This is a genomic window from Peribacillus sp. NPDC076916 (genome assembly GCF_050269675.1).
Taxonomy (GTDB): domain Bacteria; phylum Bacillota; class Bacilli; order Bacillales; family DSM-1321; genus Peribacillus; species Peribacillus aracenensis.
Genome location: NZ_JBNNIU010000003.1, coordinates 267740 through 289470, shown reverse-complemented (window position 1 = coordinate 289470; position 21731 = coordinate 267740). Strand labels below are relative to the sequence as shown.

Genomic DNA, 21731 nt, shown 5'->3' with positions numbered 1-21731 from the left:
TTCTATAAGTTTTTAATCCAATGACCTATTATAGCAAATCACTGAACGAAAACACTTATTGTTCACTTCCGTCACTTTACATGTATCAATTCAAAGCGCTCACACACAAGCAGCATATCTTCTTTAAAGGTGTGCCCAATCTTGTCCAATTGTTCTTTCAGCCATTTTTCATGAGCCTCCCACCAGTATGTATAGGTTCGATCTCCTTCCCCTTCTGCAATCGCAAACTCTTCACTCACTTCATTCATGGGCAATACTTCGACTTTCACTGTTTGGATGATGGCTAAGGGCTCATCCTCACTACTTAAAATAATGCTGTAATCACCTACGGATGGTAATGGTTCATTTTCCTCTTCATAAAAAACATACCCAGAGCACGTAGCCGTTTTCATCCCATCCATCACTAATTGAGCCAACTGATCTGGATCAGCCCCGAATTGCCATGCACTGACTGCCTGGGGTTTTTCTTCATCTTTCCCCTGCCAAAATTCATTCCAATATAATTCCGCTTTGACATTCATTCTATGATTCTCCCATTCTGTTTTGACATAAAACAGATATAAATGATTATTATTCTTGAAGTTTTCGCCCATCTGTCATTCGCTTTTTTTTACTTCTGTTTTTCATTTATATCTGTTCCCATTCACTTAAATACATACGATTCTTGATTTTTTGGGGATTCTCCATTTTACTAATAAACTCCAAACTGTTTCCGTCTGGATCATTAAAGTGAATTTTAGCGTGGGCATATTCCCCGTGAGGCATCACGAAAGGTTCTATTGGTTTAAATCCAAAAGCCTCTCTTGGCGCATAGCCCCTATCTTCAAGCCATGCGACTGAGCTCTTTAGATCTTCCAATGATACTTGAAAAGCGATATGCCGTAGGGAGGGATGATACTCAACCTCCACTTTTTCCGTTTCCCAAAGCCCCAACCAACTTTTGTCCTTTTCAATCCATAGAAATGCCAGGTTGTCTTCAACCTTATGATCTAACTGTAAACCAAGCCCCTCATAGAATTCGATGGAACGTTTCAAATCACGAACCGGTAAATGTGCTTCATATAAACCTCTTATCATTGAAAAACCACCTTTTGTCAGTTCTATCTCCCAAGGAGCTTCCCTGGTTCAATCCCTTTATCCTATTGTTCTACGGGGCAATTCTATTTCCCCAGTTATCAACAAGGTGATGATGATCACCCAAAATATAAAGAATGATGAGGAAAAAACCAAAGAAATGATCGGGATCACTTTTTTCTCGGTTTTCTTCAAAATTCCTATGACAGAGAGGACGATGCCGGCAATCGTAAGGAAAAAAGTTATATAATCACCCGTCATGCTCCCGGTATTTGCCATTCTAATAGGTGTAATAAAAACAGTAAAAAAACAAATGATTCCAATGATGAATGAAGTAAAACTGATTACACCGTACCTCTTCTGAATACATGCTTCGTTTTCCATCGAGAACACCCTTTCATCAGATCCTGCGCATCTATTAATATCTCACAAATAATTTTAACATATAATACCAGACAAATTGTTGTGCACAGAAAAAGGGGTCAAAAGACGGTGAATTAAAGCTTCATTTTCATGCCTTCATGAGTGGCTTTGAATCCTAAACGTTCATAAAATCGCAGCGTTTCTTCCCGCTTTTTATCGGTCGTCAGCTGAATGATATGGCAGCCCCGCTTCCGGGCACGGTCAATCGCATATTGAATCAACTTGCTTCCAATGCCTTTCCCTCGTTCTGAAGATGCCGTCCGAACCCCTTCGATCGTTGCTCTCCAACCGCCTTGATGGGTAATATATGGAGTGAACGTGATTTGCTGCACTCCAACGATTTCCTCACCAAGACATGCTACGATCAATTCATTATTATCATCTGCATCAATGGATGCAAATGCTTTTAGATAGCTTTCAGGAAGTGGATTTTCATAGCGTTCCCTTTCCCTCCCCAACACATCATCCGCTAGCATCCGTACTATTTCACTTAAGTCTTTTACCGTCGCATTCCTGAATGTTACCATGATATCCCTCCTGTACAGTATTGCTCTTTTTTCATTATGCTGGTTAACCGATCGTTCATTAATAACTTCAACTAAAAGTTAGGCGGTCCTCTTTTCTGGAGGAAAAAAATTGGACCAACAAAAAAGGACCCCTTTTAAAAGGAAGTCCTTCTTAAGTAACATCATTATTAGGTAATTGGCGCAGGATTGAACAGGGCCAAATCATTATGCAGGCCCCAATGCTCTGCCCAGGTTTTCTTTTTACCGCTGGCCACTTCCAATATGAGGTGAAACATTTCCCACCCGACATCCTCTATGGTTGCTTCACCTGTAGCGATAGTTCCTGCATTTATATCAATCAGATCTTTCCATTGCTCGGTCAATGTATTTCTTGTAGATACTTTGATGACGGAAGCCATTGCCAGGTTATAAGGTGTGCCTCTTCCGGTTGTAAAAACTTGAAGGTGCATGCCGGAAGCGAGCTGCAGCGTTCCGCAAACGAAGTCACTAGCTGGTGTAGCTGCAAAAATCAGCCCTTTTTCCGTTGCTTTTTCACCTGGAGCCAGTACGCCTGAAATGGGGCTGCCTCCGGATTTGGCAATGGAGCCTAATGATTTTTCCACTACATTGGCCAATCCGCCTTTTTTGTTTCCTGGAGACGGATTGGCACTTCGATCGGCATCACCTAAAGCCAGGTAGTTATCATACCAATCCATTTCCTTTATTAACGCTCTCCCCACTTCTTCATTCACTGCACGGGGCGTCAATAGATGAATCGCATCCCGTACTTCTGTGACTTCAGAAAATAGAACGGTTGCCCCTGCCCTAACTAACAGATCTGTAGCATATCCCACTGCAGGGTTAGCTGTCACACCAGAAAATGCATCACTTCCTCCACACTGCGTGCCGATGACTAATTCGGAAACCGGAAACGTCTCCCGCTGCCTGCGGTTCAACTTGATTAAACGTTCCTCGGCCATTTCGATAATGGATTGGACCATTCCCGCAAATCCATGCTGATCTTGAAGGGAAATGATATCTGAATCGTCCCCGCTTGGATTTATTCTCATTGGAGACAGTTTTTCACACCCCAATCCAACTACCAAGGCTTCCCCGCCGAAATTCGGGTGTTTCGCAAGGTTCTGTATCGTGCGAATGGGAATGACCGCTTCCGGTGCATTGATTGCGACACCGCACCCATAGTTGTGATTTATGGCGACAACATCATCAACATTCGGATACCTCGGGAGAAGCTCTTTTTTTATCCGGTTCACGACGAAATCCAGCACGCCCACTACACATTGAACGCTTGTTGTAATGCCTAATATATTCTTGGTTCCAACACTGCCATCTTCATTGCGGAATCCTTGAAATGTATAACCTTCAAGCGGGGGTAAAACTTCGGGTATATCATTTGCTACCGGCAATTCCTTTAAATCCGGGGAAGCCGGAAGCATCACCAATGACTCGTCAATCCAACATCCCTTACTGATTGATTCAGCCGCATGGCCGATAACTTCCCCATAGCGGATGATGGCTTCATTCTCGACTATATCCATTAAAGCCACTTTGTGGCCTTGTGGTACTCTTTCTTTCAATTCAAGCCCACAAGGGAACACGGTTCCTTGATCCAGCCCCCCCGTATTAACCACGATGGCGACATTGTCTAGCCTATTTACCTTAATATAAAGCGGTACCTCCGTCAGTTGCGTTTTCGTATCCACTTTACCAACCCTTTCAATATAATAAAGCTAGCATACTTGTCTGTTATGGATATAAATGTAGCTTCTTAAATGGCTTCAATTATATTCCTTATGCTATTGGGAATCTTCATTTTTCAAAAGTTCGTTTTCTTTTAATTTGACTGTTTTCGCATACTTTGTTGCTATTTACCAAGTAATGCGGTGTGGTTGATTTCCCCTCCAGATGCTCGCTTTCCACGGGGCCTGCGGTGAGCCTCCCCGGCGTAAACGCCTGTGGGGTCTCACCTGTCCCGCTGCTCCCGCAGGAGTCTCGCATTTCCACTCCAATCAACCTTAAATAGTCTCGTTTTAAAAACAACAATCTTAACGAAAAGAGCCTTTAATTTTTTAGCTATCAATACGATTCTTTCAGGTTTATTTACTATGAAAATGCAGGATAGAGCTCCTATGAACAATACACCAGGCAAGCACGCACATTGGTTTTTTTAGGATGTTCAGTCTCATTGCTGATGCGTTGTCATACGCTTCCTCTTTTTTCCGCTTAATTTTTAAGAAACATTTAATACCTTTTATTTTTACTCTTCGTAATAAAGTGAGGGCTTAGATAAAGTGATGAAAGCAAATGAATTTTATCGCAGTCTGCCATATCATGATCGGAATGCGATTTCATCATTGAACTTCCTTCCAGGTTCATTAACTTCATAAGTTCTTTAATCATTCATTCGAAAGCGTTATCCATTGATCGCATTCACGTTATATTATTTTACAAACACCGTTTTAATGGATGTAAAAAACTCTTTTGCTGCTTCTCCTTGTTCCCTGGAGTGGGAACTGGAGTTTTTCATGCCGCCAAATGGCGCCTGCAATTCAACGCCTGCGCTCTCAGCGTTGACCCTGATCAATCCGGCTTCCATATCTTTAACAAATGAAAGCAAGTGTTGGATATTGGCTGTAAAAATCGAAGCACTAAGGCCGTATTCGACGCTGTTCGCAAGTTGCAGGGCTTCATCAACTGAATCAGCTTTCAATAAAGCAATCACCGGACCAAAAATTTCTTCCTGTACAATTGTCATATCTGACGTACAGTTATCAAAAATCGTAGGCTCTACATAAAAGCCATTAGCCTGAGTGCCTTCTTCAGCACGCTTTCCGCCAGTTAGAAGTGCAGCGCCTTCCTCGACTCCCTTTTCGATATAAGAAAGAACCGTATTTAATTGATCTTCGCTAGCGCATGGTCCCATCCATGTCCCGCTATCCAATCCATCCCCGATGGAAATGCCTTTCGTTTCTTTCACCAGCAGCTGCTTGAACTCTTCATAAACTTCAGCTGCAACGATGACACGGCTTGTCGCGGTACATTTTTGCCCCGTCGAGCGAAACGCGCCGGTAATGACTGCTTCTACAGCCAGATTTAGATCCGCATCCGCTGCAACGATGACCGGGTTTTTCCCGCCCATTTCAAGCTGGTATTTCGCTCCGCGTGCTAACGCCGCTTGTCCAATCCTTTTCCCAACGCCGTTTGAGCCGGTAAAGGTAATGCCGTTTATATCTTCGTGATCGGCGATGCCCTGCCCGATGACACTGCCCGGCCCTGTGACCATATTGATAACACCCGCCGGTAGACCGGCTTCTTCAAAACACTCCATGATCTTCGCACAGGTGATGGCCGTCTCGGTGGCTGGCTTCACCACAATCGTATTCCCATAAACGAGAGCAGGAGCCATCTTCCAGATCGGGATGGCGATTGGGAAATTCCAAGGTGTAATGACACCCACTACACCAAGCGGGACACGTGTCGTGAACATAAGCGCTGAACTGTCGGTGGATGGAATGACATCCCCCACTTTACGCATTCCTTCTCCTGCATAGTATTTCAGGATCGCAATACCGCGTGCCGTTTCCCCTTTTGTTTCCGCAAAGGTCTTACCCATTTCCCGTGTTGCACATTCTGCGATTTCATCAATCCGCTTTTCAAGAATATGCGCTACTTTATATAGATACTCCCCGCGCTCTGAACCAGCTAGTTTGCGCCATTTATCTTTCGCCTTTTTCGCCGCTTCCACTGCCAGGTTCAAATCTTCCTTGGCAGATTTCTGTACATATCCGACAATTGCCTGATTATCTGCCGGGTTTAAACTTTTTTCAACTTCATTTGAAATGGAAGCAACCCATTCACCGTTAATATAGTTAAGATACGTTTTTGTTTGAACTGTAGTTATCATCTATAATCCCGCCCTTATTAGATTGATTGAATTGGTGTTTCTTTTGGAAAACGATCTAAAGCATTCTCTAATATCGTTTGCATTTCTGCATAATGTTCTTTTTCCACCGGAAGAATTGGTAATCTGACTGTTTGCCCAACTGGCATTCCCATAATCTCCATACCTGCTTTAATGAGAGAAACGGCATACCCTTTTCGCTGACGGCGAATATTATTGATTGGCATGATGACCTGTTGGTAAATTTCTTTGACCGTTTCTTGATTTCCGCTCAAAATGCCATTATAGAATTTTCGTGAGATGTGCGGGATGTAATTGGATATCGCAGATGAGTAAGAGTCAAAGCCGAGTGGAACGTAGGCCGACATGGTAACTTCCGCAAGCGGCATTCCGTTCAGCCAGCCGAAACGCTTTCCGAAGGTATATGTAAGAAGTCCATTCAACTCCATATTGCCTAGACCGTCTTTGACGCCGACCACCTGCGGGACCTCCGCAAGCGCTTCCAAAGTTGAAATTGAAAGTGAAACATTATCACGCTGATATACTATGGAATTCAAGTCTGTACTCTCTGCGATCGCTTTGAAATAAGCCGCCAGACCTGCCTGTTCTCCAGTAACAAGATATGGAGGTAATATTAAATATCCGTCTGCCCCTCTATCCGCTGATATTCTGGCAAGTTCCAGGGAAGTTTGAATATTCCCGCCTACCCCTGTGTATACAGGGACTTTTCCAGCCGTGACGGATACGGCCACCTCAACCATCGCTTCATATTCCTCTTTACTTAATGATGGATATTCCGCTGCTGCACATGCTACGAAAATAGCCTCGAGTCCTTCATCTAGTAAAAATTGGATATTTTGGGCGAGTGCATTTTCATCAAGCTTGTTAATCGTTGTAAATGGTGCCACGGGAAATCCGAGGATCCCTTTAGGCGCCTTGCGAATTTTATTCATCTTGTATTCCCCCTTGTGTATTATTGTTTTATTGTAAGACAAATACACCTTCTGGTCAATCGTATTTTTTTTATTTTCTGAAAAATCAATCCACCACCTTATCCCATAATAATTTCGCTTCTAATATATACAAAAAAAGCACGATCATTAAGGAGCTAAAATGAAAAAAGATTTATAAAAAAAGCGATTGACAAACAATTTCATTTGTCTTACCATTGGACAAAACTAAATATTAAGAATTTTCACGAAGGGAGACGCGGCCGACATTGTAAGCGGTAACAACCAAAAAATATAATTAAATACGTTTAAGGAAGTGAGTATATGAACGCTGAAGAAAAAGTTTTTCAAACATCTCCTAAACTGCCGTATGCCCAGAAAAAAACACGGACACGATGGTTCATTGTCTTCATGCTATTTTTGGTTACAGCTCTGAATTATGCGGATCGTGCGACGCTATCAATCGCAGGTACGGACATGTCTGGTCAGCTTGGTCTCGATTCAGTCATGATGGGCTATGTTTTCTCCGCTTTTGCATGGTCTTACGTAGCTGGACAAATTCCGGGTGGATGGCTTTTGGACCGTTTTGGCTCAAAAAAAGTTTACTTTTGGAGTATCACGCTATGGTCTACCTTTACGCTTTTACAAGGGTTTATCGGATTTCTCGGCTCTGCCGGAATGGCTGTCATGGTATTGTTCGGACTGCGTTTTTTAGTTGGATTGGCAGAGGCTCCTTCCTTCCCGGCCAACAGCCGCATCGTTGCTACCTGGTTCCCAAGCCATGAACGCGGAACCGCGGCTGCCACTTTCAATTCTGCCCAGTATTTTGCAACCGTTCTCTTTGCACCGATCATGGGTTACATTACGTATAAATTTGGTTGGGAATACGTCTTCTTCTTTATGGGCGCTTTAGGAATCATCGTCGCTTTCTTCTGGCTGAAAACGATATATGGCCCAAAGGAACATCCGCGCATCAACAAAGCTGAGCTTGAATATATCGAAGCAGGCGGCGCTTTGATCAATATGGATCAAACCACTGCAAATAAGGAAGAAAAGAAAGGCGTCAACTGGAATAATATTAAGCAGCTTTTATCAAACCGTATGCTGTTAGGTGTTTATCTCGGACAATATTGCATTACAACGTTAACGTACTTTTTCCTGACATGGTTTCCTGTGTACCTTGTACAAGAAAGAGGGATGACCATTCTTGAAGTTGGACTCGTCGCTTCCCTTCCAGCCATTTGTGGATTTTTTGGCGGCATTCTCGGAGGGACATTCTCGGATTTCTTGTTACGGAAGGGATTCTCATTGACTGTCGCACGAAAAGTGCCAATTGTTGTGGGGATGGTTCTATCGATGAGCTTGGTAGCTGCAAACTATGTAGATACGGAATGGGTGGTTATATTCGTTATGGCCCTTGCGTTTTTCGGAAAAGGATTTGGGGCACTCGGCTGGGCGGTAGTGGCCGATACCTCACCAAAGGAAATGTCCGGTGTCAGTGGCGGGCTCTTCAACACATTCGGTAACATTGCAGGCATTACAACACCGATTATCATCGGATACATCATTGCCACGACAGGATCATTTAATGGGGCGCTGGTCTTCGTATGTGCCAATGCTCTTGTCGCAGTCTGCAGCTATTTATTCCTTGTTGGTGAAATCAAACGTGTAGAGTTAAAATCATAGTCAACTAAATATTCTGGTAGGGGGAAGAATCATGAACAATCAAATGCTTAAGGATCATGTAAAAATCGGCACACCGGTAATTTCAGAAATGAGCGTTATTCCAGTTGCTGGCCATGACGGCATGCTGTTGAATTTGAGCGGTGCCCATGCTCCTTATTTCACCCGGAACATTGTTATTCTGAAGGACAATGCGGGTAATACAGGTGTAGGTGAAGTTCCCGGAGGCGAAAAAATCCGCCGGACGCTCGAAGATGCCAAACAATTGGTTGTCGGCCAGTCCATTGGGACATACAACAACATTCTGAATACCATCCGTAAGCAGTTCGCGGACCGGGATGCGGGAGGCCGCGGCCTTCAGACGTTCGATCTCCGTATAGCCATCCATGCCGTAACAGCATTGGAAGCGGCACTTCTGGATTTAGTCGGCCAATATTTAGGTGTTCCAGTTGCAGCCCTTCTCGGCGAAGGACAGCAGCGTGATAAGGTGGAAATGCTAGGCTACCTATTTTATGTAGGTGACCGCAATAAAACGGATCTTGGTTATTTAAGCGAGCCTGAAGCGGAAGATGATTGGATTCGCCTCCGTCATGAGGAAGCGCTCACACCTGAATCGATTGTCCGCTTGGCCGAAGCCGCCCACTCTCGCTATGGATTCAATGATTTTAAACTGAAAGGCGGAGTTTTGCGCGGGGAAGAAGAAATCGAAGCGGTGACGGCTCTTGCGGAACGCTTCCCTGAAGCCAGGATCACCCTTGACCCAAATGGCGGCTGGCTGCTTAAGGATGCGATTGAACTTTGCCGGGATCAACATCATGTCTTAGCCTATGCGGAGGATCCATGCGGAGCGGAAAATGGTTTTTCCGCCCGGGAAATCATGACGGAATTCAGGCGCGCAACGGGCCTTCCGACCGCTACTAATATGATTGCAACGGACTGGAGGCAAATGGGGCACTCCATTCAACTTCAATCCGTGGACATCCCTCTTGCCGATCCACATTTTTGGACGATGCAAGGCTCCGTCCGTGTCGCTCAAATGTGCAACGACTGGGGATTGACATGGGGATCACACTCGAATAATCACTTTGACATTTCGCTTGCCATGTTTACACACGTTGCTGCAGCCGCACCAGGAAAAATCACTGCGATCGATACCCATTGGATTTGGCAGGATGGGCAGCGTTTGACGAAAGAACCTTTTAAAATAGTCGGCGGTATGGTCGATGTCCCTTCCAAGCCCGGACTTGGAATTGAAGTGGATATGGAACAAATCGAGAAGGCACATCAGCTTTATAAACAAGAAGGACTTGGTGCCCGTGATGATTCAATGGCGATGCAATACCTGATCTCCGGATGGGAGTTCAATCCAAAATCACCTTGCCTTGTCAGATGATTTTTTCCAACAATGCGTGCGTCTCTCTCTTTAGAGCGGCGCATTTTACTTTTTTTGGGTATGGTTCTTCTCTTCCTTACATGCAAATAAGTGTATTATATTATATAATTAGTCTTACAGTATGAATACATATAGGATTTAACAGAAAAGGGGTTACACAATGGAAGAATCGTCAAAGAAATTAGGCGTACAATCGGTACATCGCAACACTCTTTCACAACAAGTCGTGGATCAAATCGTGCATCTGCTCGTCAGCGGACAAATGAAAGCAGGCGACAAACTGCCTCCTGAAATGGAACTTATGAAAGAACTTGAAGTAAGCCGGCCTGTTTTACGGGAGGCACTCAGTGCACTTGATACACTAGGAGTCATTACACGGAAAACGCGTGAAGGAACCTTTTTTAACGATAAAATCGGTACACATCCATTCTCTGTCATGCTGGCGCTGGCTACGGATAATTTACCAGCGATCATCGAAGCGCGAATGGCATTGGAGTTGGGACTGGTAACTATGGCTGCCGAGAAGATCACAGACGAACAACTGGAGAAACTGCAAGTTACGATTGACACGATTGCCAATAGTGAAGACAACGATTATGGAGAGGCCGATAAAGAATTCCACAAGATCATTGCTTTAAGTGCGAACAATCCCATTATTGAAGGCATGATCGATTCCTTATTGATTACCCATAATAAAATAAATAGCCTGATACAATTCAGGGAACGGGAACTGACTGTAAAGTATCATAAAGCCATCTATGCGGCACTTGCAGCACATGATCCACATGAAGCATTCAGTCAAATGTACAAGCACCTTGATTACGTCCGTCAGAAAGTCCTTCAATATTCTCACGCAAATTAATGTATCGTTTGTGTGGAAGATGGATGGAAGTAATCGCAGCAAACTAATGGATCACTCTAATGATCCAATTTCATAGGGAAAGTGGATTTTTTCAGGGAACCTATTTTGCTTCCAAGATTTCAGAGTTCAACTTATCTTTTAAATCCAATTGATAGCATCATTCTTATTGAGAAAAATCTGGATAGTAGTTGATCTATCCAGCCCCCACTTATCCACTTTCGATTGAAATGAAAATGTTCCCCGATGAAGTCGAAACCTCCCGATCCCCATCCAAGTCTCCACTCAAAAAAATGCATCCCTGCTTACTAGCAGGAATGCATGAATCAGTCCCAAGTTCTCTTGACCATCCTCTTGTTCATTTACGGCTTAATATGCACTCCAACCAGCATCTGCCGTGATGACCGTGCCATTAACAAAACTGGAATCGTCTGAAGCAAGGAACAAAGCCACTTTAGCGATTTCCTCAGGTTTGCCATTGCGTGGATTGATGGCCATACCCAATTGTTGGCGAGAGATGCCGAACTCATTGATGCTCGACATGCTGGAACCGATGTTGGTTTCAACTCCGCCTGGTGCTATTGCATTGCAGCGAATCCCTTTATTGGCATACATGAAACCCGTGTTTTTTGTGAACCCAACCACTGCGTGCTTAGAGGCAGTGTATGCTGCGCCCGCTCGAGCACCGTGCAAACCGCCAGCAGAAGCAATATTGATGATGACCCCTTTTTGTTTTTCCAAAAAGATCGGCAATACTTTTCTAGTCGAACGCATGACGCTTGTCGTGTTAATGGCAAAAATCCGATCCCACCTAGAATCTTCAATGTCTCCAGCAGGTTCCATGCCATCCATGATACCTGCGTTATTCACCAAAATATCCACCGTACCATACGTACTTACCGTGGTATCGATCAAATGTTGAATATCTTCCTCCACCGCTACGTTTGTTTTAATGGCAAAAGCCATTCCGCCATTCGCTTTTATTTCTTCTACCGTCTCATTCGCACCATCAAGATTTAAATCCGATACGACGACTTTAGCCCCTTCTCTAGCATAATCTATAGCGATTTGTTTCCCCATGCCGGATGCTGCGCCTGTCACTACTGCAACTTTGTCTTGTAATTTCATTTGAACTCCCCCATTCATTCTAGTGAAGTGATACTTATCGTACAGATGTTCATTAACTTACTTCCTTTATAGTATAATTAGTTTCAATAGGCTTATACAATCAGCAAATGCTGACCTTGATGTTGAACAATGAACAAAAAGTATTCATTATGTTCATTAAAAGCACAATAACCAACAAAGGGTGAAGAAAATGTCCAATAATAACACTGGGATTGATAGAAGGATCAGGAAATCCAAACTGGCTTTGAAAGATTCTCTCATATCATTAATGCAAAACAAGGATTTCAGGGAAATATCGATTACTGACATTGTAGAACGCGCCGACCTTAATCGAGGTACATTTTACAAACACTATCAGTATAAAGAGGAACTGCTTGAAGAGGTCATGGAGGATGTAATTGCGGATTTGATCATATCTTACCGGGAACCTTATAAAAATGTTGAAACTTTCACCATCAATGAACTAACGGCTTCAGTGGTCAAAATATTTGAACATGTAGCTAATTATGCAAACATTTATACCCTCATCCTAAAGTCGAATGCATGGCCTACTTTACTGGAAAGGATTTGTGATGAATTAAAGAAACTTCCATTGGAAGACCTAGAAGATTACCGACCGAATCCTAAGATCAATACAGAACTTGCCTCCAGTTACCAAGCATATGCGATATTAGGCATGATCATCGAATGGGTCAACACCGGCTTTAAATACAGCGCTGACTATATGGCTGAACAGTTACTGGAAATCATTAATAATAAATCGGTAAATGCCGTCTATAAAATAAACCATACATTTAAGCAGGAATAAGAGGGCTGCATCGACACCCCTCCTATCTCATTAATACGCCTGCCCTTTGGAAAGAAACCTTGTTACGGCAGACAAGAAAGCTGATAAATTATCTTCATGCACAAAGTGTCCTGCATCCTCTATCGTCACCAATTCGCAATTCGGAATAAGCTCGGAAACTTCCTGCAATTTATTTTGGGGGATATGGCTCGACCCTCCCCCTATAACAAGCGTCGGAATCATAATATCGGTAAGGCGTGCCCACCATTCGGGTTCGGGTTCATTAAGCTGCTGTAGAATCGAAGGCACAACCTGCCAATCAAACGGCAGAGGGCCAGAAGGTTGGGAAGGAATATCTATTGGTTCATCCGAGAAAGGTGGAGGCGTATCTTCGACAATCAACCTATCTATCCTCGAAGGAAAAGTTTGCGAAAAAAGATAGGAAACTGTCCCTCCCATGGAATGCCCTATTAGCGAAAATCCTTCCAAATTCAGCGCATCCGCAAAATGAAGCAAATCATCGCACATCAATTCGAAAGTGTATGTACTAGTTCTCGCACTCCCACCGTGTCCCCGTTGATCTAGAGCCAATACACGATAATTTTCACCTAATGCGGCAGCCACTTGATCCCATGACTCTGCACTTTTGCCCAGCGCATGAAGAACAACAACCGGCGGTGCAGAAACATCCCCGCTCTCCCGGTATTGAAACGTGTGTCCATTCAATTCAATTTGATTAACCCGTATTTCCATCTCCATTCATCTCCTAGGATCGGCATTGGTCTTTTTGAACCCGATTTATTTAAGAAAACCTCCTAAAATACTATGTTCACGATAATTAAATAATACTTTTTATGCCTTGACCCATTAATTCGCCCTAACAGCTATTCATTCCTGTCTTAATCCGATTATTTCGACCTTTCCCACATTTATTGATCCTTTGGTCTGGCGGAGTTGGCGGCAGCGAAGTAATCCATGACAAATAACCGAAATTGCTTGGCTACTGGGGTGAAGTAGCGTTTTTCTGACCAGCCGAGCCCTATCGTTCTTTGACAAGCAGGTTCGGTTATCCGGATTTTATGGGATAATGAACCGGTTTGATGAAGCCATGTCAGCTCGGATACGAAGGCGACTCCCAAACCTTTCCTGACAAGGTCCGAGATGACAGCAGGTTCATCTCCTTCAAATGCGATGTGCTGGACGAATCCCGCTTCGAGGCAAAATTGATCGGTGAGGCTGCGGAACCCGAAGCCTGTGTTCATACTGATGAATGGTTCATCTTTCACTTCTTGAAGTGTAATGCTTTCCCTGCCTGCCAGCCGGTGATTGGGAGGCACGATCAAGTATATTTCTTCGGTGATCAGCGGTTCCCACTTTAAGTCTGGACCTTCAATCGGAACAGATGATATGCAATAATCAATTTCCCCTTCTATTAGAAGCTGCTTCATGGATGATATGGATTTTAGGAATTGTTGAAAACGGACATCCGGGTATTGAGATAAAAATGTCCCCAATAAATCAGGCAGGACCCTGGGAATGGTAACGGCCAAGGTGATGTTCTTTTGGTCTTGGTCAGTTAATTCCACTATTTCGCGCCTCCCTTCATTCAGTTCCGCAAAAGCGCGTTCAACACGGTTCAAGAAAATTCGTCCGGCTGCATTGAGCTTGATTTTCCGGTGTTCCCTATCGAACAGTGCGACTCCCAAATCCTCTTCAAGCCGGGATATGGTTTTACTGAGGGATGGCTGAGCAATCTGAAGTTGTTCCGCAGCCTTCGTCATATGTTCCAACCGTGCTACGGTTTGAAAGTACTGGAGCTGTAATATTTCCATTTTCCCACTCTTTTCACATAGATTTAAATCTATTATTACATAATCAATTATGTATTATACAGTATCCAAAAAAGCCATTATGATGAAATAATCTCTTAGTTAGAAAGGGCAGGCTCAAATAATGAAAGGTTTACAACTTGTATTTCAAGATATAAAAGCAATGTGGAAACATAAACACGGGAGAATCGCCTTGATTTTCCTTTTGGTCGTTCCATTGATTTACTCAGGTTTCTTCTTGGCAGGATATTGGAACCCTTATGGAAAGTTGGATCAGCTCCCTGTGGCAGTGGTCAATCTCGATAATGGTTCAAAAATGGACGATAAGCCAGTCGAGGCTGGAGAGGATTTCGTTGAACAATTGAAAAAGCAGAAAGAATTGGATTTTCACTTTGTCACGGCAAAGGAGGCAAATACGGGTCTTAAGGAAGGTACCTATTATATGGTAGTCACGATTCCGGAAGATTTTTCGCAAAATGTCACGACTTTAATGGATAAAAAACCGGAAACGGCTAAACTTTTGTATACTGTCAATCCAGGTAAGAACTTCGTTGCCTCACAGATCAGCTCCACTGCTGTTGAAAAAATGACGGCAAAAATCAACGCAAGCATCACGAAAGTCTATTCTGAAGGCATCCTTTCAAAGTTCCAGGACGTTTCTAACGGCTTGGCGGAAGCCGGAGATGGAGCGGAAACACTTCATCAAGGAACGGCGGATGCGAAAAGTGGCAGTGAGAAATTGAATGATGGCATCCAGAATTTGAATGAAGGCGCTCAGAAGCTGCAAACAGGAGGCAACAAGCTCTTGGACGGACAAGAAGCCCTAACGGATGGTGCGAAAGGATTAGCAACAGGTTCCCACAACTTGCATTCTGGCATGGAGCAGCTATCTGATGCACATGACTCATTGGAAAATGGGATGAATGAAGTAAGTAAGGGTGTTGAGAACTGGTCAGCCGGAAATGCAAAATTGATGCAAGGGCAAGAACAGGCTGCCGATACAGCGAATACTCTAAAAAAACAATTGGATGCCTATATGAAAAGTCATCCTGATGCAATAAAGGATCAAGACTTCAAGCAAATCATTGCCCTATCGGAAGGTTTATCCAAAACAGCCGCCACTTTACATGCCAATCAAAAGCAATTGGGCGAAGGTGCTGCCAAAGTGGCTGATGGACAAGCAACCGTTCAAACCGGGATGAATGCCTTTGGTAATAAAATGGCACAAGCTACCTCGGGTGCCGAGCAATTAAACGAGGGTTCTGAAGAATTGGCGAATGGATTATTTAAATGGAAAAATGGTTTCTCCACTTTACATGCCGGAATCGATTCGCTAGCCGGCGGAAGCAGCCGGCTAGCCAGTGGATCGACGGAACTTCAAGACGGACTGGCTTCACTGGAAACGGGTTCAAGCAAATTATCCACCAAGCTTAATGAAGCCGCCGATAAAACTGCCAGTCTTCAGTACGACGATTCGACAACTTCGATGTTCTCTGAGCCCGTACAATTGGTCCAATCCAATTTATCTGAAGTACCTAACTATGGAACCGGGATTGCCCCTTATTTTCTGTCATTGGCCTTTTATGTAGGCGGCATCATGGCTTCCAATATCTTGCCGCTTGGCCGCAGGCAGAATCTTAAGGTTACCGGAACCGTTCATTTCACGAATAAATTATTGCTCGTATATGTAATAGGCTTGATACAGGCACTTCTAGTGGATGCAGTCGTCCTTCTTGGATTCCATTTACACGTGGCCAGTGTCCCTGTATTCATTCTATCAAGCATCATCGTTTCATTTACCTTCATGACATTCATTCTTATGTTGGTGACCGTATTCGGAGTGGTGGGCAAATTCGCAGCCGTGACCCTTCTCGTGTTCCAATTGGTGACCTGCGGCGGAACATTCCCAGGCGAACTGGGCATGTCATTATTGACGAAAATCGGTCAACTTTTACCTATGGCCCACTCATTAAAGGAACTTCAAGAGGTCATCTCACTAGGCGGCTGGGAAAACTTGCAAACGCAGATTTGGATCTTATTAGCCTATCTCGTTTCGGCAGCGATCATTGGCTGGATGGCCAGTCATATCCAGCATGCAAAAGCAGCTTCAGAGGAAGTGACATCTTGATGTAAAAAAGCGCAGTGCAAATGGCACTGCGCTTTTTTTATATACAAGTGAAAATCACATGGTTAAAACATACTGATTAAGTCGGCTGAACTTAAAAGAAGGCTATTTTATCATACTTTTTTGCTATTTACCAAGTAAAGCGGTGTGGTTGATTTCCCCTCCAGATGCTCGCTTTCCGCGGGGCGGCGGTGAGCCTCCTCGGCGTAAACGCCTGTGGGATCTCACCTGTCCCGCTGCTCCCGCAGGAGTCTCGCACTTGCGCTCCAATCACCTTAAATCGTTTCGTTTTAAAAACAACAACCTTTACGAAAAGAGCCTAAAAGAAAAAGCCCTATGCTGCCTGAACGATTCAGGTGGCATAGGGCCTTTTATTGTTTCATTTAAGCGGTTTGATCTTTTTTCACAGCTGGTTTTTCTTCAGCCGGCCAAGCACGCTTAATGAATAATGCCAGAATCAGCGCCACACCGGCAATGAAGGTAGATACAAAGAAGGAGAAGTTAATTCCATCCAGCATTGCCTGCATCCCGATTTGGGCTTTCATTTGGCCCATCATCTCAGCGGTGGGCTGGCTTGTTAATTTGCTCATCGCTTTCGTCATTAAATCTTCGGCAGTAGAAGCTGCACGGTTAGACATGACCGTAACGAGCAATGCCGTACCGACCGCACCGGAAATTTGGTTCAGTGTGTTATTCATGGCCGTACCATGCGGGTTCATGCGGGCTGGCAGCGAGTTCAAGCCATTTGTCATGATCGGCATCATGGACATTGACATCCCGAAGGAACGAACGGAAAACAGGATTACAATTTCTGTATACGTAGTTTCCATTGATAATTTACTTAGCAAATACGTAGTTACCACGGTGATAAGCAAACCGATTGAAGCAAGGATGCGGGCACCGAACTTATCGAAAAGCTTACCGGTAACCGGTGACATGAGGGCCATTAATAACGCACCTGGAAGCATCAGTAATCCAGAATCGAATGGTGAAATGCCACGTACTGTTTGTGTGTACATCGGAATTAAGATCATCCCCGAGAACATCGCCATGTTCAGTACGATTGAGATCGTTGCGGATAAAGCGAACATCGGGTGCTTGAAGATCTTGAACTCAAGCATTGGTGTTTCCATTTTAAGCTGGCGTGTTATGAAAAGGATCAGGGAGATGGCACCGACTACCAGTGTTCCGTATACCCACGGGCTGTCCCAGCCTTTGCTGCCTGCCGAACTGAATCCGTAAAGCAAACCGCCGAAGCCTAAGCTTGAAAGGATGACCGATATTTTATCAATTGAGATATCGACTTTTTCCTTGTGGTCTTTAAGTTTAAAGAAGCCGAAAATAAGCACTAGTAAGGCTAGCGGAGTAATGAAATGGAATAGCATTCTCCAATCATAATGTTCGATGATCCAGCCTGAAAGCGTCGGCCCGATTGCAGGGGCAAACATCATGACCAAACCGAAAAGTCCCATTGCCGAGCCCCGTTTTTCAACAGGGAAAGAAGTTAAAAGTACGTTCATTAATAATGGCATCATGATTGCCGAACCGGCAGCCTGAACCATACGTGCGCTCAATAATAGCGGGAATACATGCGCTACACCTGCAACGATCGTCCCGATTGAGAATAGGAGCATGGCTGTCAGGAACAAATTACGCACCGAATATTTTCTTATTAAGAAGGCAGTTGTCGGAATCATGATTCCGTTCACGAGCATATAGCCCGTTGTCAGCCATTGGACTGTGGAAGTCTCGACTCCCAGGTCTGTTTGGATTGATGGCAGTGCAATATTTAAAAGGGTTGAATTCAGTATCGATATAAACGCCCCGACCATCAGTATGGCCAAAATGCCATACGAACCCTTTTTCTCATTTGTTTGTGCAGTACTCACTTTTTATCTATTCCTCCATTCAAACTATTGGTTCATTTTATTAGACGAGCGGTATATTCCAATCTCACAAAATCAATAATATACCCCTAGTTCATTTTTTGCAATAAAAATTTACTGGTTTAAATAAGGGTTTGTACTGTGATGAAAAATAGAGTACGATTATTTTTATACAAGCAGTATAATGAAAATTAGGTGATATGATGAATAATCGAAGGCAGAATGTCATCGATACGGCTCATAAGCTGTTTATTGACAAAGGCTACCAGGCCACGTCCATCCAGGACATTTTAGATGGCAGCGGTATATCAAAAGGTACATTCTATAATTATTTCCCTTCGAAGGGTGAATTATTTATAGCCATTTTCCGTTCCTTCTATACAAAGATTCGCCATGACAGGGAAAAACTGTTGATTGGTCAAGATTCAGCCGATATTGAAATTTTCATCCGGCAGCTTGATTTGCAGATGATGGTGAACAAGCAGAGCAAATTGCTTATCCTGATCGAAGAAGTCCGTGTTTCCAACGATGAAGAATTAAAACAATTCATCAATAATACAGTATTGTTGAACTTACGCTGGATATATAATCGTTTTATCGATATATTCGGGGAAAGCAAAAAACCCTATCTTTTAGATAGCGTCATCATCTTTCATTCGATGATGACCCACATGAATCATTTTAGCTATCGGGCCAATCCCGCCGGTACACCTGACATACAAATTATCCGCTATTGCATGAACCGCATTGTCCGCTTAGTCAATGAAGTGGCTGAAAGCGGGGAACAGATCATTGACCCGGAACTAATGGATAAGTGGTTTCCAAACTTTACAAACAACCTTGATCCTTGCCATAATGATTTGCTTCAAACCACCACGGAATTGAAAAAAGCGATAAACAAAGCTTTGCCTTGCGATGAAGATCGAACAAGAGCCATTGAATTGATCGACTTTATCCAAGATGAGCTGATGCAGTCGGACAAGCCGCGAAAATTCTTGATAGAAAGTTTGCTGCTCACTTTGAAAACTGGATATGCATCAAAGGTCCAAGCAAACATTGAGACTTTTGAAAAAAGCATCAATTCTTGCTTGAGCCTATGAAGATTGAAGATACACGCACCTGCCTAAAACGGCGGGTGTTTTTTTATGGCTTTTTGAATTGCCCTGTTTTTAAAAAAAGGCTGTTTTCGCATACTTTGTTGCTATTTATAGCGGTGTGGTTGATTTCCCCTCCAGATGCTCGCTTTTGCGCGGGGCGGGCGGTGAGCCTCCCCGGCGTAAACGCCTGTGGGATCTCACCTGTCCCGCTGCTCCCGCAAGAGTCTCGCACTTGCGCTCCAATTAACGTTAAATCGTTTCGTTTTAAAAACAACAATCTTTACGAAAAGAGCCTAAAAAAAAGAGTTGGTTTTTTAAAAGGGACCTATGGAAACACTATCATTATCATCATAAAGGGAGGTCTATCTACTTGAGTGCGAAAGAGAATGCTTTGTCCATACTGGCTCTGGGCGGAGTGAATGAAATCGGTAAAAACATGTACGTGGTTCAATATGCTAACGATCTCGTCATTATTGATTGTGGGGCTAAGTTTCCTGATGAAAGTTTATTAGGAGTCGATTTGATCATTCCCGATATTTCCTTTCTTCAGGAAAATAAGGAGAAGATCCGCGCTTTAATTGTGACTCATGGGCATGAAGACCATATTGGCGGGATCCCTTATTTCCTGAAAAAATTGAATGTACCCATTTATGCCACACGTTTAACACTTGGTTTGATTGAATTGAAATTAAAAGAACATAACCTTTTGGCTGATACGGAATTAATTCAGATCGATTCGGATTCAAGGTTGGAATTTGGGGAGATGGTTCTGGACTTTTTCAAAACGAATCATAGTATACCCGATTGCCTTGGAGTTACCATGCATACGCCTGAAGGCACGGTCGTTCATACAGGGGACTTTAAGTTTGACTTGACTCCCATGAATGATCAGTATCCCGATATTCATAAAATGGCCAAAATCGGGAGTGAAGGTGTACTGGTTTTATTATCTGAAAGCACGAACGCTGAACGCCCGGGCTCAAGCCCCTCGGAGCATCTGGTTGGCAGCCATATTGAAGAAGCCTTCATGCAGGCAAAACGGAAAGTCATTCTTTCGACCTTCGCTTCAAATGTCAATCGCGTTCAACAAGTTGTGAACGCTGCACAGAAGACAAACCGGAAACTCGCCCTGATTGGACGAAGCATGGTGAACGTCGTATCCGTTGCCATTGAACGCGGCTACCTTGAGGTTCCTGATGGGATGCTTATCCAACCGCAAGAAGTGGATAAATATGCTCCTGAAAGGGTCGCGGTTTTATGTACAGGAAGTCAAGGAGAGCCATTTGCTGCACTTTCCCGGCTTTCCAGTTCGAATTATCGGGATATTAGTATATTGCCTGATGATACAGTGATTCTTGCCTCCACTCCAATACCCGGAAATGAACGGGATGTTTCACGCATCATCGACAACCTGTTTCAACTTGGTGCCAAAGTCATTTACGGTTCTGGGACTGTAACGGGCATGCATGTTTCCGGACATGCCTATCAGGAAGAATTAAAGCTCATGCTTACACTGATGAAACCCAAGTATTTCATACCGATTCACGGTGAGTATCGGATGTTGCACCAGCATCGATTGCTAGCTGAGTCTGTCGGGGTGGAGAAGGAGCATACTTTCATCATCAATAACGGCGATGTGGTGGATATTGAAAACTCCGTTGCCCGTCAAACGAGAAAGGTCGCTGCTGGCAATACCTTTGTTGATGGTGTTGGCGTTGGTGATGTTGGAGAAATCGTTCTGCGGGACCGTAAGCAGCTTTCCGAAGATGGAATGCTCGTGATCGTCATCACACTAAGCAAGACGGAAAGAAAAATAGTATCAGGACCCGATACCATTTCCCGGGGATTTGTTTATGTTCAAAATTCCGAGGATCTCCTTAGGCATGTGAACCGTATTGTCACGAAAACGGTCAATGACTTACAAAGTGAAAAAATATACCGCTGGAACGTCATTAAGCAAACCATAAAGAAAGAACTGGGGCAATACCTCTTTACTCAAACTAAGAAAAAACCAATGATCCTTCCGATCATCATTGAGGTTTAGCGCCAAATCACAAAAAGGAACTCGA

18 protein-coding genes are annotated in these 21731 nt (G+C 43.7%); 7 read left to right on the top strand and 11 right to left on the bottom strand.

Annotation, left to right across the window (positions count from 1 at the left end):
• Positions 1-71: 71 nt before the first annotated feature.
• The 7 genes from ACQKFG_RS10910 to kdgD form a co-directional block, all read right to left on the bottom strand.
• Positions 72-521 (bottom strand): ASCH domain-containing protein, encoded by a 450-nt coding sequence (locus tag ACQKFG_RS10910; protein ID WP_192206284.1) that lies wholly within the window; start codon positions 519-521, stop codon positions 72-74.
• A 106-nt stretch (positions 522-627) separates the two neighbouring features.
• A complete protein-coding gene (locus tag ACQKFG_RS10905) occupies positions 628-1077 on the bottom strand; it encodes a VOC family protein (protein ID WP_342614406.1) in 450 nt (149 codons plus the stop codon).
• A 57-nt stretch (positions 1078-1134) separates the two neighbouring features.
• Positions 1135-1458 (bottom strand): hypothetical protein, encoded by a 324-nt coding sequence (locus tag ACQKFG_RS10900; protein WP_369619439.1) that lies wholly within the window; start codon positions 1456-1458, stop codon positions 1135-1137.
• Positions 1459-1571: 113 nt separating this feature from the next.
• Positions 1572-2024 carry a GNAT family N-acetyltransferase gene (locus tag ACQKFG_RS10895; protein ID WP_076364265.1) on the bottom strand — a complete coding sequence of 151 codons (453 nt, stop codon included), beginning with the start codon at positions 2022-2024 and terminating at the stop codon, positions 1572-1574.
• 167 nt (positions 2025-2191) lie between these two features.
• Complete coding sequence (garD, locus tag ACQKFG_RS10890) at positions 2192-3727, bottom strand: galactarate dehydratase (RefSeq protein WP_342614408.1); 1536 nt, start codon at positions 3725-3727, stop codon at positions 2192-2194.
• Between the two features lie 737 nt (positions 3728-4464).
• Positions 4465-5928 carry an alpha-ketoglutaric semialdehyde dehydrogenase GucD gene (gene gucD, locus ACQKFG_RS10885; RefSeq protein ID WP_427558763.1) on the bottom strand — a complete coding sequence of 488 codons (1464 nt, stop codon included), beginning with the start codon at positions 5926-5928 and terminating at the stop codon, positions 4465-4467.
• 17 nt (positions 5929-5945) lie between these two features.
• Positions 5946-6878, bottom strand: coding sequence for a 5-dehydro-4-deoxyglucarate dehydratase (gene kdgD / locus ACQKFG_RS10880; protein ID WP_427558760.1), 933 nt, complete (start codon positions 6876-6878; stop codon positions 5946-5948).
• Positions 6879-7199: 321 nt separating this feature from the next.
• On the opposite strand from kdgD, the gene ACQKFG_RS10875 reads away from it, so the two are divergent.
• From ACQKFG_RS10875 to ACQKFG_RS10865, 3 genes are all read left to right on the top strand, one after another.
• Entirely contained in the window at positions 7200-8561 is a 1362-nt protein-coding gene (locus ACQKFG_RS10875; RefSeq protein WP_427558757.1) for an MFS transporter, read from the top strand.
• A 31-nt stretch (positions 8562-8592) separates the two neighbouring features.
• A complete protein-coding gene (gene gudD, locus ACQKFG_RS10870) occupies positions 8593-9951 on the top strand; it encodes a glucarate dehydratase (protein WP_427558754.1) in 1359 nt (452 codons plus the stop codon).
• Between the two features lie 160 nt (positions 9952-10111).
• The gene (locus ACQKFG_RS10865; RefSeq protein ID WP_063232459.1) at positions 10112-10813 is read left to right on the top strand and encodes a FadR/GntR family transcriptional regulator; all 702 of its coding nucleotides are present in this window, start codon (positions 10112-10114) and stop codon (positions 10811-10813) included.
• Between the two features lie 366 nt (positions 10814-11179).
• On the opposite strand, the gene ACQKFG_RS10860 is transcribed toward ACQKFG_RS10865, so the two are convergent.
• Positions 11180-11938 (bottom strand): SDR family oxidoreductase, encoded by a 759-nt coding sequence (locus ACQKFG_RS10860; RefSeq protein ID WP_427558751.1) that lies wholly within the window; start codon positions 11936-11938, stop codon positions 11180-11182.
• A 190-nt stretch (positions 11939-12128) separates the two neighbouring features.
• Between ACQKFG_RS10860 and ACQKFG_RS10855 the strand changes: the two genes are divergently transcribed.
• Positions 12129-12746: a TetR/AcrR family transcriptional regulator gene (locus tag ACQKFG_RS10855; RefSeq protein WP_192206294.1), complete on the top strand. Its 618-nt coding sequence runs from the start codon at positions 12129-12131 to the stop codon at positions 12744-12746.
• A 30-nt stretch (positions 12747-12776) separates the two neighbouring features.
• Here ACQKFG_RS10855 and ACQKFG_RS10850 read toward each other — a convergent pair whose 3' ends face one another.
• Together ACQKFG_RS10850 and ACQKFG_RS10845 are read right to left on the bottom strand one after the other, a co-directional pair.
• On the bottom strand, positions 12777-13478 hold the full coding sequence (locus tag ACQKFG_RS10850; RefSeq protein ID WP_427558747.1) for an alpha/beta fold hydrolase: 702 nt from the start codon (positions 13476-13478) through the stop codon (positions 12777-12779).
• A 176-nt stretch (positions 13479-13654) separates the two neighbouring features.
• Positions 13655-14557, bottom strand: a complete 903-nt coding sequence (locus ACQKFG_RS10845) for a LysR family transcriptional regulator (protein ID WP_427558745.1) — start codon at positions 14555-14557, stop codon at positions 13655-13657.
• A gap of 121 nt (positions 14558-14678) precedes the next feature.
• On the opposite strand from ACQKFG_RS10845, the gene ACQKFG_RS10840 reads away from it, so the two are divergent.
• A complete protein-coding gene (locus ACQKFG_RS10840; RefSeq protein WP_427558742.1) occupies positions 14679-16682 on the top strand; it encodes a YhgE/Pip family protein in 2004 nt (667 codons plus the stop codon).
• A 380-nt stretch (positions 16683-17062) separates the two neighbouring features.
• On the opposite strand, the gene ACQKFG_RS10835 is transcribed toward ACQKFG_RS10840, so the two are convergent.
• Positions 17063-18568, bottom strand: a complete 1506-nt coding sequence (locus tag ACQKFG_RS10835) for a DHA2 family efflux MFS transporter permease subunit (protein WP_370662560.1) — start codon at positions 18566-18568, stop codon at positions 17063-17065.
• Between the two features lie 200 nt (positions 18569-18768).
• Between ACQKFG_RS10835 and ACQKFG_RS10830 the strand changes: the two genes are divergently transcribed.
• Together ACQKFG_RS10830 and ACQKFG_RS10825 are read left to right on the top strand one after the other, a co-directional pair.
• A complete protein-coding gene (locus ACQKFG_RS10830) occupies positions 18769-19665 on the top strand; it encodes a TetR/AcrR family transcriptional regulator (protein WP_427558739.1) in 897 nt (298 codons plus the stop codon).
• A gap of 367 nt (positions 19666-20032) precedes the next feature.
• Positions 20033-21706, top strand: coding sequence for a ribonuclease J (locus ACQKFG_RS10825; RefSeq protein WP_427558736.1), 1674 nt, complete (start codon positions 20033-20035; stop codon positions 21704-21706).
• Positions 21707-21731 lie beyond the last annotated feature (25 nt).

Bases quoted from the DNA above. Each gene is read 5' to 3' on its own strand.
- gudD (WP_427558754.1), top strand. From the start codon at position 8,593: ATGAACAATCAAATGCTTAAGGATCATGTAAAAATCGGCACACCGGTA.
- ACQKFG_RS10845 (WP_427558745.1), bottom strand. From the start codon at position 14,557: ATGGAAATATTACAGCTCCAGTACTTTCAAACCGTAGCACGGTTGGAA.
- ACQKFG_RS10860 (WP_427558751.1), bottom strand. From the start codon at position 11,938: ATGAAATTACAAGACAAAGTTGCAGTAGTGACAGGCGCAGCATCCGGC.
- kdgD (WP_427558760.1), bottom strand. From the start codon at position 6,878: ATGAATAAAATTCGCAAGGCGCCTAAAGGGATCCTCGGATTTCCCGTG.
- ACQKFG_RS10855 (WP_192206294.1), top strand. From the start codon at position 12,129: ATGTCCAATAATAACACTGGGATTGATAGAAGGATCAGGAAATCCAAA.
- gucD (WP_427558763.1), bottom strand. From the start codon at position 5,928: ATGATAACTACAGTTCAAACAAAAACGTATCTTAACTATATTAACGGT.
- ACQKFG_RS10840 (WP_427558742.1), top strand. From the start codon at position 14,679: ATGAAAGGTTTACAACTTGTATTTCAAGATATAAAAGCAATGTGGAAA.
- ACQKFG_RS10875 (WP_427558757.1), top strand. From the start codon at position 7,200: ATGAACGCTGAAGAAAAAGTTTTTCAAACATCTCCTAAACTGCCGTAT.
- ACQKFG_RS10905 (WP_342614406.1), bottom strand. From the start codon at position 1,077: ATGATAAGAGGTTTATATGAAGCACATTTACCGGTTCGTGATTTGAAA.
- ACQKFG_RS10865 (WP_063232459.1), top strand. From the start codon at position 10,112: ATGGAAGAATCGTCAAAGAAATTAGGCGTACAATCGGTACATCGCAAC.
- ACQKFG_RS10910 (WP_192206284.1), bottom strand. From the start codon at position 521: ATGAATGTCAAAGCGGAATTATATTGGAATGAATTTTGGCAGGGGAAA.
- ACQKFG_RS10850 (WP_427558747.1), bottom strand. From the start codon at position 13,478: ATGGAAATACGGGTTAATCAAATTGAATTGAATGGACACACGTTTCAA.
- ACQKFG_RS10830 (WP_427558739.1), top strand. From the start codon at position 18,769: ATGAATAATCGAAGGCAGAATGTCATCGATACGGCTCATAAGCTGTTT.
- ACQKFG_RS10895 (WP_076364265.1), bottom strand. From the start codon at position 2,024: ATGGTAACATTCAGGAATGCGACGGTAAAAGACTTAAGTGAAATAGTA.
- ACQKFG_RS10900 (WP_369619439.1), bottom strand. From the start codon at position 1,458: ATGGAAAACGAAGCATGTATTCAGAAGAGGTACGGTGTAATCAGTTTT.